The organism is Alteromonas sp. OM2203 (genome assembly GCF_048517045.1).
GTDB classification, from domain to species: Bacteria; Pseudomonadota; Gammaproteobacteria; order Enterobacterales; family Alteromonadaceae; genus Alteromonas; species Alteromonas gracilis.
Genome location: NZ_CP183209.1, coordinates 1,478,356 through 1,493,245, shown reverse-complemented (window position 1 = coordinate 1,493,245; position 14,890 = coordinate 1,478,356). Strand labels below are relative to the sequence as shown.

Here is a 14,890-nt window from a genome sequence, read left to right as displayed (position 1 = left end):
TTAAATTAGGGAAGAGTATGGATATTCAGTATGAAAAAGAACGTCTAGATGCGCTGCATTCATTGAACATTTTAGACACATCGCCCGATGAGCGACTAGATGCCCTTACTAAAGAAGTACAAGCTGAATTCGATTGTAAAACTTGTCTAGTAAGCTTAGTAGCAGAAGACCGTCAATGGTTTAAATCTAGACAATGTATGGACGTAGCCGAAACCCCGCGCAACATTTCATTTTGTACGTATGCTATCGCGGAGGAAGAATATCTTATCGTTTCGGATGCTAAAGCAGATAAACTTTTTGCTAATAACCCATTGGTAACGGGTAGCCCGTTCATTCGCGCTTATGCGGGCGTTATTTTACGAAACCAGGATGGCTATGAACTAGGCACGCTTTGTTTGCTTTATGATCAGGCGCGTGAGTTTACTGGAGACGAAATCAATAAGCTAAAGCATTACGCTCGACTTGTTGAAACCATCATTTTCACAAACCCCTGAGAATTGATAAGTCCTTTCTTAAAACCCAAAAAGCGCATCGCTAAATGAATTAAACGATGCGTTTTTTGTTTTCAGATGTTGTTTGACTTACCTAAAGTCAGCTGCATCCAGCTCGTGCTTTTTCATTAACTTGTGCATATCAGTGCGGTTTCTGCCGGCTAATTCTGCCGCACGCGTCACATTTCCATCGGTCATTTTAAGAAGCTTGTGCAGATATTGTTGCTCGAAGGCATCCCGAGCTTCTGTGAGCGTAGGCCAGCTTTGCTTGGTAGCAGATAGCGCCTGCTCTACCAAATGAAGCGGTATCACTGGGGTTTGTGTTAACGCTACGCACTGCTCTACCACATTAACCAATTGACGCACATTGCCAGGCCATGATGACGTTACAAGCTGCTGCATTGCATCATCAGAGAACTGACTTGCATTTACGCCATGACGCTGCGCACTCTGTTGCAACAGAGAACGCGCCAGAAGAGGAATGTCCTCACTTCTCGATTTAAGTGATGGAAGCTTTAAATTCACTACGTTTAAGCGATAGTACAGATCCTCACGGAAGGTACCTTCTTCCATTTCTTTGTGAAGATCTTTATGCGTTGCTGAAATAATACGCACATCGATATCTACATGCTTGCTGCTACCCACTGGACGAATCTGACGTTCCTGCAGCGCGCGCAATAATTTAACTTGAAGGGTCATTGGCATATCACCAATTTCGTCAAGAAAAAGCGTACCGCCGTCCGCTTCTCTAAACAAGCCGGAGTGCGCAGCAACCGCGCCAGTAAATGCCCCTTTAGCATGGCCAAAAAGTTCTGATTCAAGCAAGTTTTCTGGCAACGCACCGCAGTTAATCGCTACAAATGGTTTATCACTGCGGTTACTCGCTTTATGAATAGCATTAGCAAGTAATTCTTTTCCCGTTCCACTCGCCCCACTAATAAGGACAGACACTTCTCGCTTGGCAATACGAAACGCTTGGTCTAACACGTTTAGCATCTCTGGAGAACGGGTGATAATATCTTTTGCCCAGTCTCCTGGCTGCGCCGCCTGAGACTGACTAAGTGCTTTTTGCAGCAAGGCCCGTAATTCGTCATGATCCACAGGCTTTGGCAAGAAACCAAACACACCACGCTGTGTTGCTGCAACCGCATCGGCAATCGTGCCATGTGCTGTCATAAGAATCACTGGAATATCCTTTCTAATCCCCATGATTTCTTCAAACAGGCTTAAGCCATCTAAGCCTGGCATCCGCAGGTCACTTAACACAACATCAAAACTTTCATTTTGAAGTTTTCGCAATGCCGATTGCCCGTCTTCAACCGCGGTTACTTCATAGCCTTCACCTTCTAAGCGAATGGTTAGTAGGCGCAATAAGCTTTTATCATCATCAACCAACAATAAGTTAGGGTTACTACTCGCCTTTTCGCTCACTGTTGTGTACTCCTGTTTTTATCCATCAATGTCGCTTCTATTTGCAACAATTCTTCTAATTTTTTGCGCAGATTATCTACTTCTTTTTCAAGCACTTTTAACTTCTCACCCCGAGACGTATTTTCTTGCTCTAACACAACCATCGCTGACTCTAGCTGCATAACCTGATTGTTTTGTGCACCGGCGACAACCCTTATTAACTCTTGCGCTGCCGGGGTAAGTTCCTTTGCAATAGCATCAAGTGCTAATTGCGCTCTAAGTCGATCTTGATACGGCGTATCATTGGGCAGCGTTAATATGTATGCGTGTAACGTATCGAAGGTCGATTTGCTCAAAGCACTCAACGTTTGCTTTCTCGCTAGCCAAGGTTGATTGGCAGCATCAATCCACGTATTTAACCAAAAGGTTGCATCGCAGTTATTTTCAAAATTCTGCGGCGGCTCATCAAACAAACAAAAACCGCGCTCTACTTTCACTACAGGCGTTACCTTCTCAGGCTCACCTGCACTGTCATTGTTTCTGGTTAAACTCTGACATCCTGTCAGAACCAGTAAGGCGACAATTAAACCACTTATTCTCATTTTACTTTTCCTGCTGCGGAATGGTCACTCTAAAGCAAACATCGGCATAGTCTACATCTACCACGCGTACATCACCATGCATTAGTCGAGCACAATCGGCAACAATAGATAGCCCAAGACCAGTTCCTATGACATTGTCATTTCTCGGCTCTGGACCACGAATAAAGGGTTCAAACAATGTAGGTACTGATTCTGGCGCTATGCGTTTGCCACGGTTAGCCACATCCAGCACTAGGTTTCCATTTTCGTTGTAAAGATGAATATTGATTGGTCTACCCACTGCGCCATGGGCTACAGCGTTAGAAACTAGGTTATCAAGTATTCGCCTGAATAGTTCTTCATCAACGTTTACATCAGTTGAGACGATATTTACGTCTACTTCTCTATCTTGAATAGCTAAGGCATAATCCTCTAAACACGCCGAGACCAACTTTTTCGCATCGCTTTTAACGACCTTCGGCTGAGCTTGCTGTAAGAGCAGATTGTAATCGAGTAACTTCTCCACCAGCGTATTTAAGCGATGTGTACTTGATGTAAGTAATGACAGAATTTCTCTTTGGCTATCATTTAAGTCTCCCACTACGTTTTCGGAAAGCAAACTACAGCCTTCTTTAATGCTAGCGAGTGGGGTTTTTAACTCATGAGCAGCATGTCGCAGCAATGCAGTTCTGATGTGCTCGAGCTGCTGTAAGCGGTCATAAAGCCAATGTAAATCTTTTTCAACGTCGATAAGCTCTCTTGGCGCTTGGGTTGAAAGTGGCGGTAATTCACCGTCACTGTGCGCCATGATCCTAATAATTTTTTTGAGGTTATTTACGGGGTTAACAATAAGCTGACTGCCCAGCAATATAAGTAGCAGAGAGACACTGACCAACATTGCTGTAGACCAAGCCTGTTTAGCTTGCATGGCATTGAGATCGTCCTGTTGAACTTGGACTCGCTCATTAATAACCGCTTCAACGTCGTCACGAAGTTGTTCCACGCTATCGCCTATCGAGGCCAAATAAGCATTGAGCAGCAGTTGATCTTCAATAGTGCGGTAGTCTGCTAGTTGGTTTAGTTGGCCAGATAAGCGGGAACACGTAGTGGGAACCGACAATGCCTGACATAAGTTATCGGCAGCAAGTGTGAACTGCTCAATAGCATTATCCGATAGTGAGGCGACCTGATCGCTTCTCAACACCGCGAACTGACGAATACTTCTCTCAACGTCCACAACAGCGTTATCTAAGCGCTGCATATCGCCTACAACATCCACCACAAAACGTGTTTCAAGCGTTGTCATTTGCCCAACTTTAGCTAAGTCGCTCTGACTCTGCCAAAGCAGAGCAATAAGAGGAATAAGGGCCAGTAAAAAGCTAACTAACGTCAACTGCCTAAGCGAACCTAGCTGGACTATTCGCTTGCCAAACGAAACCTTGTTTATCAGAACCTTACCCTCTTATGCTTATTTGTTTGAGTTATTCACTTGCCGTGAGTTTTTCGTTTCCAGGCGTTAACTTACTTTTAGCTAATTCAGATTCTGAAAGCTTTCCGTCTTCGTTGTCGTCAATCAACCCAAAATTTCGAAGTAGTCCGGTGTGACGAACCGCTTCTTTAAGTGAAATGAGCCCATCTTTGTTTGTGTCTAATTGTTGCAAGAGTGAGCGTGCTGGATTGGCATGCGCATCCGCTACCGATATGGCTTGCACTGCAGCTACAGCACAAAGTGCTAATAAAACTTTTTCGAGACGTTTCATCATGAATCCTCCGCATAAATGCTTATAAAATCCTTCTCTGAACACTTTTTCTATCTTCTGCTTTGTAACGTTAAAAATAGGAAAAGCGTATAAATAGTATCACTAGTTTTCAATCAACCACTATCATAATTGACCACATTTCTACTATGCGATTTATATTATGCGATTTTCAGACCAAGAGGATAAAACACTTACAAATCAGATTAATAAGTAATATTTTCTCACACCAACTCATATAAGAACACACAGTGTGTTGCAATTAAGAAACACACACATGAAAGAATGTCAGAGAAACTGAGTCTGCACTCCCGAGGGATTAGGCAAACTCTTCGCTACTAAAGTGGCGAGGGGAATCTATCAACGATGCAAGTGGAATGGGCTTGCTGAATAAGAAGCCTTGAACATTGTCGCAACCATGCTGCTTCAAATAGTCCCACTGTTCAAGGTTCTCTATGCCCTCGGCACACACTGATAGAGATAGGCGTTTTGCGAGGTCGATTATGGCCCCGGTTACAAGGCGACTTCGCTCTGACGTTTGAAGTTCCATTACAAATTGTCTGTCGACTTTCAGCGTATCTATGGTTATTTGAGTAAGGTAACTCAACGACGAGTAGCCCGTACCAAAATCATCAAGTGCTATTGCACATCCCATGTTTCCAATACGTCTAAAAAATTTATTAGAAAGTGCAAAATTTTCGAGATAGGCACTTTCCGTTACTTCAAACTCGAAATTTTCAGGATTAACATTGTGCGAAGTAAAAGTACTATAAATATAATCGAACAGTTGTGTACTTCTTAAATCGTGCCCCGATAAGTTAATAGACGCCCTAAATGGGGACGAAGCCCATTGCTTGAGGGTAGGCATATCAATGCAGACACGCTTTATTACCCAGCGGGTTATGGCCGTTATTTTGCCCCCCTGCTCTGCAATGGGAATAAATTCGTTGGGCATAACCAATCCAAATTCAGGATGCTGCCAACGAATCAATGCCTCTACGCCAATGACTCTGCCGTCATTATTCACTTTCACTTGATAGTAAAGCACGAACTCGTCATTGGTAAGGCCCTTTTCGATGCCGTTTGCCAAAAGCAGTTTTCGCTTATGGGATTCGACCATATCGGGCGTGAATAGCGTGTAGCTTCCTCTACCACGAGCTTTAGACCGATACATAGCCAAGTCAGCGTTGCTCATAAGTTCACTAAGATCGTACGATGCATCTGATGCTTTAGCTATCCCGACGCTAAGCCCTACCGTTAAAGACAGGCCACGAAGCTCAAAGGGTTCGTCAAAAGCTGTGATTAACCGATTGGCTAGACTCTGTGCGTGTTTTGTAGAGGCGTCTCTATCAGGAAGGACCAAAAATTCGTCGCCACCTAAACGGGCAAACAAGTCACCATCGCGCAGTAAACATTGCACTCTGTCGGCCACTTCGATAAGGATAAGATCGCCAGTTTCATGTCCTAAAGAATCGTTGATCCCTTTAAAACCATCTAAGTCAAAAAACAACAGAAGCAAGTCTTCTTCATTTCTTTTGGCTCTCGCCAATTCTAACCTTAGATTGTCGAGAACGAACTGCCTATTGGGTAACCCTGTTAAGCTGTCAAAGTTAGCAAGTCGTGACATGGTTTCTTGTTGATCAACTAGCGTTTGTTTTTGCTCAAAATTCACCAGTAATTCAACTTCAATTGCATCTAACAAGTTGTTGATATTGCGAGCTAGTTGACCAATTTCATTTGAAGCGTTTAAAGAATTTCTCAAGGCGTAATCTTTTGACTCAAACACGTCTTGAGTGAATCGACAAAGGGAGGTAAGAGGCGACACTAATCGGTATAAAATGATGATGCAGATGCTCACGCAGAACAGCCAAATGACGAGTATGACTGGCAATTGCCTAAGAATTTCGCGAGCGGTATCTTTTGTTTTTGCGTGCTCAACATCAATATAAAGGACCATATGTCCCATTGGATAAAGGCTACTTCCTACAATCTGATGCGCCACAAGCACATCGTCGTACTGCGTAATGCCAAAAGGAGCATCTTCTGGCAATCGAGGGACACGTTGGTCCTCGATTTCACTAACACGTTCGCCGTTTATCGTTGATATAACATTATAATCGTTATCGTAAAGCGTAGCTGATAACAAATATTCATGGGCTTTGATTGGCTGAAATACGGATGATATCAGCGCGTTATTTCCAGGGTTCCTTTCCATCAAAACCGCAAGCTGCAACGCCACTGAATTACTCAACGCAGCAGTATTATCCCTTACAACATCAATCACGGACTCGTTGTGATCTACTTTGTTTATTACAACGATGGACACAGCCAATATCGACATAGTCGCTACGATCACAAGACCAATAGAAATCTTCAGGGTTTTAAACACACATGTGTCCTTCACTTACTACTTAACGTTTCTCTCGCGAGCTGTACACGTGACACGAAATGGTTTATTCACCGTGTACGGTCGCCTACTTTTTTGTTCACAATAGTAAGGCAGGCGCATAGAAAGTAAAACGGAAATTTAAGAAAGTCCCAATTACTCTCTTTACGGTTTTAATTAGCAGGCGTGTTCTCAACGACAGAAAGCTTTGTTTTTATAAACTCGCTGTGTGGTACATATAGTAGATCTGCAATTTGCCTGATGGTGCTTTCCTCAAGTGGCGCGAGAGACGAATCGGCATACGCAATTATCCAAAGGCTTTTTACAACGCTAACTTTTTCATCCGCACTACAGTGTTTGTTCAACACTTGAGTAAAATGCACAAGGTCTACCGCTTCTTCTGAAGTCTCTTGCCCTCTTTTAAGAAGAAGCGCCATTGCATCCTCATCCACATTCACATGCTTCTTAAGTTGCTTTTCATATTCTTCTTTTTCAACGTCAGTAACTTCGTTATCTGCATTAACTATCTCACTCAGTAACGCCGCAGTTGCCAATTCGACCGTGTAAGCAGGTTCCCTGTCTTTGTGTGAATCTTCAAATAATTTTAAAAATGATTTCAGCATAAATCCTCAGTAATACATTGTGCAACCTTGCTAGTGGCACGATAATTTCTTTAATTTCTACTTGAGGAAAGGAAAATTCGATTAATAAACCGATTATCTAGATTATCGAGTGAATAGTGGCTAATTGAGAAAATTACTCTATAGAAAAGGCTCAATACTCGGTATCAAGCAGGCAAATTACTTTCTTGCCTCCATCCTCAAACCAAACCTTTTCGCAAAGTGCATGAATTAGGGGTAAACCACGACCATGACTTAATTCTTGCCCATTACTTTGAACTGATAAGGTTCGACCTCTATCCCAACTGAACCCTTCGCCACTGTCTTGTACTTGTAATAGTACTTTACCCTCTGACGGTAAAGATTCGATACGAATATTAATTCGGCCATGGCTTAGCGCCTTTAGAGAAGCATCTCGCTCTGCGTAATACTGATGAAAACCTTCGATGTCAGTTTTAACTTTAGATTCAAGCTTTAAAATGCCGTGGTCTAGCGCATTGTTGAAAAGCTCGGTAAGAACAGTGTACAAAACGGAACGTATGTTTTGTATGCCTTCGCACTGCCCAGCCAGTTGCAATATTCGCTGAAGAATATCAGGCTGCTTTAGGTGAGAGGCATTAAGGGCAATTTCATGGACGGAAGGCAAGCCCTCGCCTGCATTACGAAAAGTGGATATATTTATGGGTTTAGCATTGAAAACCACTAGAGTGACATCGTCACTTAATGTGGATGAAGGACCGTGCGCTATGGCTTGACGAAAGAGCGACTGGGCGTCTACTTTTCCTTGTACCTGCATTTGCGCTTTTATGATGTTAGCGAACCCTTCTTCCTGAAGCATTTCTCCGTTTGCATCTACTATTTCAATCAGACCATCGCTATAGATAACGAGCTGCTCGTTATGCCCTAAATTAATTGTGTCGTAGTCTGTATTGAGTTCACTTTCATCCAATATTCCAAGGGCCATATGCCGAGAGGGTATCGTGCGAAGTGCAATATCGGTCTTCGCTGGAACGACTACTTCTGGCATTCCCCCCTGCCATAGATTTACGCGATTACCCGCCGCATTAATTTCTCCGATGACGGCAGCCATAAACATGTCGCTTGGAAGAAAAGTTAAAAGGATTCGATTTAGTTCAGAGGTGATCTCAGCTATAGAAACGCCTTGCTGCGTCAATTCCCGAAATGCTCGGGTTACGGGTAGTGCGCCGATTGCTGACGCTAATCCATGCCCAGTAAAGTCCCCTACCACGAAGTAAATTCCTCCACTTGGACTTGCTTCGCAAAGGAAAAGGTCTCCATTAAAAGTCTCGGCTGGTTTTAATAGACAATCAAAGTGTGACAAAACTTCAGGACGATTAACAATAGCGTGGCTAAATATATGCTCAACGATGGCGTGCTCGCGCTCAACCCGCTGATTGAACAACCGAAGTGTTTTGTTTTGCTGCTCAATGCGATCGCTTAACGCCCGTATCTGCAGATGCGCTCTTATTTTTGCAATGAGGATATGACGGTCGAAGGGCTTTGTAGCAAAATCGTTTCCGCCAACTTCAAGACAGCGAACTAAGCTTTCATTGTCTTCAAGTGCGGTAATAAAAAGAATGGGTAGGTAAGTCTCATCGGCTAGATTTCGAATTTTTGACGCAACGTCAAAACCAGACAACCCAGGCATTACTACATCGAGTAAAACTAAGTCTGGCTTCTCTTCTACAAACAGCTCGATAGCGTCTACGCCATTCTCTGCTTCAACACAATCTTTATAACCCGCGTTATAAAGCATGTTGGCCAATAGAGTACGATTTATACTCTCGTCATCGACAATAAGAATTTTCACGGTGTGTGGATCTCTTAATGATTATTTGATGTCAAATTTCTTGTCGAAGCGAGATATTTGTAGGATTTTAGCAACCTGCGGACGCGCATTTTCGATGCTGTAACTCAGTTCTCTGCCTGCTAGTGATTTTTGCATGTTGAGCAGCATGCCTAATGCAGAACTATCCATGTATTCGGTGCGTGATAGATCAACACTGATGTGTGAAACATTGCTATCGAGATCGGAATAGGCGTTTCTGAAGGCCTCAACCTTACTGAAGTCGAACTTGGCGCCGACATCAATCACTAATGTTTTTCCTTGGTTTTCAAAACTTGACGTTATTTCCATACCCGTTCCTTAAATGTGATCATAAATGCTTCATCTGATGCTTTTATCTTTGCTATCCTTATCTTAGTTGAAGTTTTCTACATAGCCATCGTTGCTGTCTACAACTTTTGTATAATTGTGTTGTTTTCGATGCAATTAAGATGGAAAGACGAATTTTATTGAGGTATTTATGCAAGACTGGCAAGACGCACTTTTAGTTTACAGTACTGAAAGCGGCAAAATAAAGCCTGAGCACAAAACAGAGCAGCGCTCGGTTTCTTCGGACGGTATCGTTCGTATTCATCGAGAAACTAAAGGGCGCAAGGGAAAAGGCGTATCTTTAATCAAAGGCTTAGACCTTCCCACTGACGAGCTAAAAAAACTTGGCTCAGAACTTAAAAAGAAATGTGGTTGTGGCGGTGCAGTTAAAGACGGTGTAATTGAAGTTCAAACCGATGACAGAGAAAAGCTGCGCTCACTTCTAACAGATAAGGGTTTTAACGTTAAACTTGCTGGTGGCTAGTTGGCAACAACCAACAGTGAATGTTCCCTTTTTCATAAACATATAACAAAAAGAGTCTGAAATGGAAAAGCTGTCAATTTCTGATTTACATATTATTCTTGTTGAGCCCTCTGATACTCAGCGGAAAATCATTACTACGCTGCTGTTGAAAGAAAACGTTAAGGAAATTGACCCTGTCAGTACCCTTTCGGAAGCGCGTTCTGCAGTGAAAGCCCATGGTGCTGATCTTATCGTGAGTGCTATGTATTACGAAGACGGTACCGCGTTGGAACTGTTAAAGTTTATCAAAGAGAATGACGATTTTAAGAGTATTCCTTTCATGCTTGTATCGAGTGAAAACCGATTAAGCAAACTTGAAGAATTCAAGCAGGCGGGCGTAGCCGCAATCTTACCCAAACCGTTTGAGCCGCTTCACTTGTCCCGCGCGCTGAACGCAAGTTTAGATTTGATTAATCACGATGAGTTAGAACTTGAGCTATTCGATGTTCACGATGTGCGTGTATTGCTTGTAGATGATAGTAAACTAGCAAGAAATCATATCAGACGTGTACTGGAAGGAATGGGTCTTCAGCGAATTCAAGAAGCGGAGAATGGCGCGACGGCATTGACGCTAATCAAAGATCAGGCCTTCGACTTGGTTGTGACTGATTATAATATGCCGGAGATGGATGGGCGTGAGCTTTCTGAATTTATCCGCTTCAACCCAGAGACCACACATATACCTATTATCATGGTGACTTCTGAATCAGCAGATAGCGCGCATATGGCTAACATTCAGCAAACGGGCGTTAACGCATTGTGCGACAAACCTTTTGAGCCAAATGAAGTACGTCAAATGCTTTCTGCACTGTTAGGAAATTAAGTTGTTGAGGTAAAGCTTGTATAAGCGAGAGCGTTAGAGTTTGTTCGTAGCAAATATATGCAGCAAACTCATTTTCTTTGCTTTTTCAAGCCCACAACCTAAAAAACAATAATGCATTTTGTAAAAATGGGTTGACACACATAGGTGTTCAACATACATTCAACGTATGAAACAGAACATAAAGCACGTAGCAGTATTCTTTTTTGCGTTTATATCCTTAAATTAGGGAGGCGCGGCTACATGCATAAAACCTCCCATCTGGGAGGTTTTTTTTTAACAGCACTTTATTACACGTTACGCACGGGAACACTATGTCAGACAATGCATTAGATACTGTTAGAGAGCGAATTACCGCTTTAGACAGTGAACTACTTAATTTACTTGCAGAACGCAGAAAACTCACTAACGAAGTCGCTGAGACCAAAATAAAACACCATATCCCTGTGCGAGATCAGAAGCGAGAAGAGCAGCTCTTAGTTCGCTTAATAAAAGAGGGTCAAGGCATTGGTCTAGACCCTCATTACGTAACGCAAATCTTTCACGTCATAATTGAAGACTCAGTGTTGAATCAACAAGCTATGTTAGCTGAGCGTGCCAACCCGGGCAGCACTCTCCCCCTTAACCGTGTAGCGTTTTTGGGTGACAAAGGCTCATATTCGTATCTCGCAACTCAAAAGTACTTCTCTCGTCGACCAGGCGAGCTTTTAGAGATTGGCTGCCAAAGTTTTGCAGAAATAATTCATAAAGTAGAAAGCACTGAAGCTGACTATGCTGTACTCCCTATAGAAAATACGACCTCTGGCAGTATCAATGAAGTATACGACCAGTTGCAGCACACTCAATTAAGTATTATTGGCGAACTTACACACCCCATTCGACACACGCTGCTGGTAGGCACCAATACCAGCATTGATAAGATAAAAACGCTTTATGCCCACCCCCAGGTTTTCACCCAGTGCAGCCATTTCCTCGCTGAGTTGGGCAATGTAGAAGTAAAAACGATGGACAGTACGTCATCTGCGATGTTGACGGTAAGCGAGCTTAAACGGGATGATGTGGCTGCAATAGGAAGTGAAGCCGGTGGTAACTTGTATGGCTTGATGGCCATTAAAAGTAACCTTGCTAATCAGAAGGAAAACCACAGCCGCTTTATCGTTGTGGCGCGTAATCCCGTCGTAGTGCCGCTTCAGGTACCAGCAAAAACGACACTCGTTATGTCCACAATACAAAAGCCTGGCGCATTGGTTGAGGCCTTGTTAGTGCTAAGAGAGAATAGTATTAACATGACAAAGCTTGAATCTCGCCCTATCCCTGGGAACCCGTGGGAAGAAATGTTTTACATTGATGTAGAAGGCAATGTAGAAGATGGCCCAGTACAAAACGCCCTAGACGCATTACGCGGAATTACGCGCTATATCAAAGTTCTTGGCTGTTATCCGAGCGAAGAAATAAGTCCAACAAAAGTCGCTGCAGCAAGCGCCCTAGCCAACTAAAATAAAAAGGCGAGCGCTCGGGCTCGCCTTTCCTCTGAATGTTATAAAATTTAAGCGTGTTACTTATCCCTTAAAAGTTGGCCATCATCAGCTTTAAGTAACATTTGCTTGCTGTCTACCAAGCATTTTTTAGCATAATCACCAAACCAGCCCCCAACCTTCATAAACTGTTCAACAAACCCTTTTTTATCTCCGCTTTCTAAAAGAGACAAGGCTAGACCAAATCGTTCGTAGAAACGACGCAGAAGCGCAAAATTGTCAGGATTATTAAAAATGATATCGGCATAAAGCTGCGGTGACTGTGCAAATAGTCGTCCTACCATTGCGAGCTCTAACCGATAAATCGGTGAACTAAACATGGTTAAAGACTCTAAATTCGGATCTTCGCCTTTGAGGTGTTGCCCGTAAACGAATGTATTAAAGTGGCGCATAACCTGAATATAAGCCATTGCTTGGTCGTGTTCTTCTGCACTGGAGCCATGAATGGTGGCCCCCCAGATTCGCATTTGTTCAATCAACCAATCATATTTTTCACTGCCACGACCATCGCACACCACAACCACCTGCTTTATCATGCCAGGTGCATCAGGGCCGAACATAGGGTGAAGCCCTACAACGGGGCCGCGATGCACTGCAAGCATTGCCTCTAGAGGTTTGGCTTTAACACTGGTTATATCTGCTAGCACACAGTCGTTGGGCAGCATAGTAAGCTTGCTAATCACGTCTTCTGTTAAATTAATAGGCACGGCAACGACAACTAGCGAAGCATGGCTTAACAGCGATGATGCTCTGCCATTTTCCCAGTCATCTTTCTCAACAACCGAAACCTTGTAATTACTTCTTTCAAACAAGCTTACAAACACGCGGCCAAGCGCCCCTGCTCCACCGATCACAACAACGTTATCGATGTCGGGTTTCACACAGCGGTATTTGTTATTTTGCGTATGGTAAGACTCGCGCATTACGCGACGAAGTAAATCTTCAGTTAGGTCGGGAGAGACCCCAAGAGATTCAGCCTGAGCACGACGAGAGGCTATTAGCGCTTTTTCTCGTTCAGGTACATAAACGGGCATGCCGGCTTCGGCTTTGATTTGCCCAACTTGCGTAGTGATTTTATTGCGTTTAGCAAGTAATTCGACGAGCTGGGAATCCAGCTCGTCAATACCTTCACGCAGCGTATCTAGCTTGTTTAACTGCTGCGAAATATCGGCCATTATGTCTTATCCTTGAATCACATGGCACGGGTTGAGTTAGCTTATGCCACCGTGCGCTTATTTTGACGTAAGGGTAACACAGTAATTAATTTATCTCTGGCTTGAGCAATTAAGTTTTCTGTAGTTTCCCAATCAATACATCCATCAGTGATAGAAACGCCGTATTCAAGCTCTTCAGGTTTTTTACCTTCGGCTTTCTGATTTCCAGGCTTCAAGTGACTTTCAAGCATAACACCAATAATTGACTGGTTACCTTCAAGTATTTGATTCACGACATTCTGTGCCACCAAGGGTTGGCGACGGTAGTCTTTTGATGAGTTCGCATGGCTGCAATCAACAACTAAACCTGCAGTCAGCCCTGCGTCTTGTAATTCGATTTCGCACTCAGATACGCACACCGAATCATAATTAGGCTGTTTTCCGCCACGCAAAATGATGTGGCCATCTGGGTTTCCACTGGTGCCAATGATACTTACTTGGCCCTGCTTATTAATCCCCATAAAACGATGCCCGGAAGCCGCAGATTTAAGTGCATTAATGGCAATATCTAAACTTCCGTCGGTACCATTTTTAAAACCAACAGGCATTGAGAGGCCGCTTGCCATCTCTCTGTGAGTTTGCGATTCAGAAGTGCGAGCTCCGATAGCAGCCCAGCTAAATAGCTCTGCTAGATATTGCGGGCTGATTGGATCTAATGCTTCAGTGGCAACAGGTAACTCTAATTCTGCTAACCAAATTAGCAATTCTCTCGCTTTGCGAAGACCGGTTTCGATATCAAACGTACCATCAATGTGCGGGTCGTTAATAAGCCCCTTCCACCCTGTTGTGGTTCGCGGCTTTTCAAAGTAAACACGCATTACTATAAACAGAGTGTCTTTACACGATTCATGTAGTTCTTTGAGTTTAAGTGCGTACTCTTTAGCTGCTTCAATGTCATGAATTGAGCAAGGGCCGCACACCACTAGCAATCTGTGGTCACGACGATGAATTATATCTGAAACAATTTTTCTCGAATCAGAAATTGCAGCAAGTGCTTTTTCTGAGACAGGCAACTCTGCGCTAAGCGCATCAGGTGTAATAAGTACATCTTCTGTACTTACGTGAACATTATTAACAGTGTCCTTGATCATGGGAGTTCTCTTACTCTCTTAACTACAAATAAAAAATTGAAAATAAAACGCCAAAAGAGTGTCCAATCTGCTTGTAAACTTAATTATACGGCGAGCTTATTCTATATTTCTTTAACGTCATTGACTTTTTAACAATTAAAGCCTAAAGAGGCAAGCATTAACGAATAATACTTTAATCTAGGGTATATTCTAAGTGTATCAGCATGACCGTTTGTCCAACCTCCGCTTTCATTAGCACGTTTTTTAACCGGAAGTGAGGCTTGCTCTTTTTTCCTCGATGATAAGA

General features: G+C 43.1%; 14 protein-coding genes. 4 read left to right on the top strand and 10 right to left on the bottom strand.

Annotated features, from left to right (window positions below; genetic code table 11):
• Positions 1–17 precede the first annotated feature (17 nt).
• Positions 18–494 carry a GAF domain-containing protein gene (locus ACM0P2_RS06685; protein ID WP_419227482.1) on the top strand — a complete coding sequence of 159 codons (477 nt, stop codon included), beginning with the start codon at positions 18–20 and terminating at the stop codon, positions 492–494.
• An 87-nt stretch (positions 495–581) separates the two neighbouring features.
• Here the strand turns inward: ACM0P2_RS06685 and ACM0P2_RS06680 are convergent, their stop codons facing one another.
• From ACM0P2_RS06680 to ACM0P2_RS06645, 8 genes are all read right to left on the bottom strand, one after another.
• Positions 582–1,922: a sigma 54-interacting transcriptional regulator gene (locus tag ACM0P2_RS06680; RefSeq protein ID WP_159118051.1), complete on the bottom strand. Its 1,341-nt coding sequence runs from the start codon at positions 1,920–1,922 to the stop codon at positions 582–584.
• Entirely contained in the window at positions 1,919–2,503 is a 585-nt protein-coding gene (locus ACM0P2_RS06675; RefSeq protein ID WP_159118052.1) for a hypothetical protein, read from the bottom strand. The genes ACM0P2_RS06680 and ACM0P2_RS06675 overlap by 4 nt, the downstream gene beginning before the upstream one ends.
• A 1-nt stretch (position 2,504) precedes the next feature.
• The gene (locus tag ACM0P2_RS06670) at positions 2,505–3,902 is read right to left on the bottom strand and encodes a sensor histidine kinase (RefSeq protein WP_159118193.1); all 1,398 of its coding nucleotides are present in this window, start codon (positions 3,900–3,902) and stop codon (positions 2,505–2,507) included.
• A gap of 61 nt (positions 3,903–3,963) precedes the next feature.
• The gene (locus ACM0P2_RS06665) at positions 3,964–4,245 is read right to left on the bottom strand and encodes an EF-hand domain-containing protein (RefSeq protein ID WP_236547075.1); all 282 of its coding nucleotides are present in this window, start codon (positions 4,243–4,245) and stop codon (positions 3,964–3,966) included.
• 313 nt (positions 4,246–4,558) lie between these two features.
• Complete coding sequence (locus tag ACM0P2_RS06660; protein WP_159118053.1) at positions 4,559–6,628, bottom strand: putative bifunctional diguanylate cyclase/phosphodiesterase; 2,070 nt, start codon at positions 6,626–6,628, stop codon at positions 4,559–4,561.
• Between the two features lie 170 nt (positions 6,629–6,798).
• Complete coding sequence (locus tag ACM0P2_RS06655; RefSeq protein ID WP_159118054.1) at positions 6,799–7,248, bottom strand: TerB family tellurite resistance protein; 450 nt, start codon at positions 7,246–7,248, stop codon at positions 6,799–6,801.
• A gap of 151 nt (positions 7,249–7,399) precedes the next feature.
• Entirely contained in the window at positions 7,400–9,076 is a 1,677-nt protein-coding gene (locus ACM0P2_RS06650; RefSeq protein WP_159118055.1) for a fused response regulator/phosphatase, read from the bottom strand.
• A 21-nt stretch (positions 9,077–9,097) separates the two neighbouring features.
• Positions 9,098–9,403 (bottom strand): STAS domain-containing protein, encoded by a 306-nt coding sequence (locus tag ACM0P2_RS06645; RefSeq protein ID WP_105931888.1) that lies wholly within the window; start codon positions 9,401–9,403, stop codon positions 9,098–9,100.
• Positions 9,404–9,572: 169 nt separating this feature from the next.
• Here ACM0P2_RS06645 and yciH point away from each other — a divergent pair, with 169 nt between their 5' ends.
• The 3 genes from yciH to pheA all read left to right on the top strand — a co-directional run bounded on the left by yciH (position 9,573) and on the right by pheA (position 12,260).
• The gene (gene yciH, locus ACM0P2_RS06640; RefSeq protein WP_159118056.1) at positions 9,573–9,905 is read left to right on the top strand and encodes a stress response translation initiation inhibitor YciH; all 333 of its coding nucleotides are present in this window, start codon (positions 9,573–9,575) and stop codon (positions 9,903–9,905) included.
• 61 nt (positions 9,906–9,966) lie between these two features.
• Entirely contained in the window at positions 9,967–10,767 is an 801-nt protein-coding gene (locus tag ACM0P2_RS06635) for a response regulator (RefSeq protein ID WP_105931886.1), read from the top strand.
• 311 nt (positions 10,768–11,078) lie between these two features.
• Positions 11,079–12,260 (top strand): prephenate dehydratase, encoded by a 1,182-nt coding sequence (pheA, locus tag ACM0P2_RS06630; RefSeq protein WP_105931885.1) that lies wholly within the window; start codon positions 11,079–11,081, stop codon positions 12,258–12,260.
• A 59-nt stretch (positions 12,261–12,319) separates the two neighbouring features.
• Here pheA and tyrA read toward each other — a convergent pair whose 3' ends face one another.
• Positions 12,320–13,474 (bottom strand): bifunctional chorismate mutase/prephenate dehydrogenase, encoded by a 1,155-nt coding sequence (gene tyrA / locus ACM0P2_RS06625; protein ID WP_159118057.1) that lies wholly within the window; start codon positions 13,472–13,474, stop codon positions 12,320–12,322.
• Positions 13,475–13,515: 41 nt separating this feature from the next.
• The gene (locus tag ACM0P2_RS06620; RefSeq protein WP_105931883.1) at positions 13,516–14,604 is read right to left on the bottom strand and encodes a 3-deoxy-7-phosphoheptulonate synthase; all 1,089 of its coding nucleotides are present in this window, start codon (positions 14,602–14,604) and stop codon (positions 13,516–13,518) included.
• Positions 14,605–14,890: the final 286 nt, after the last annotated feature.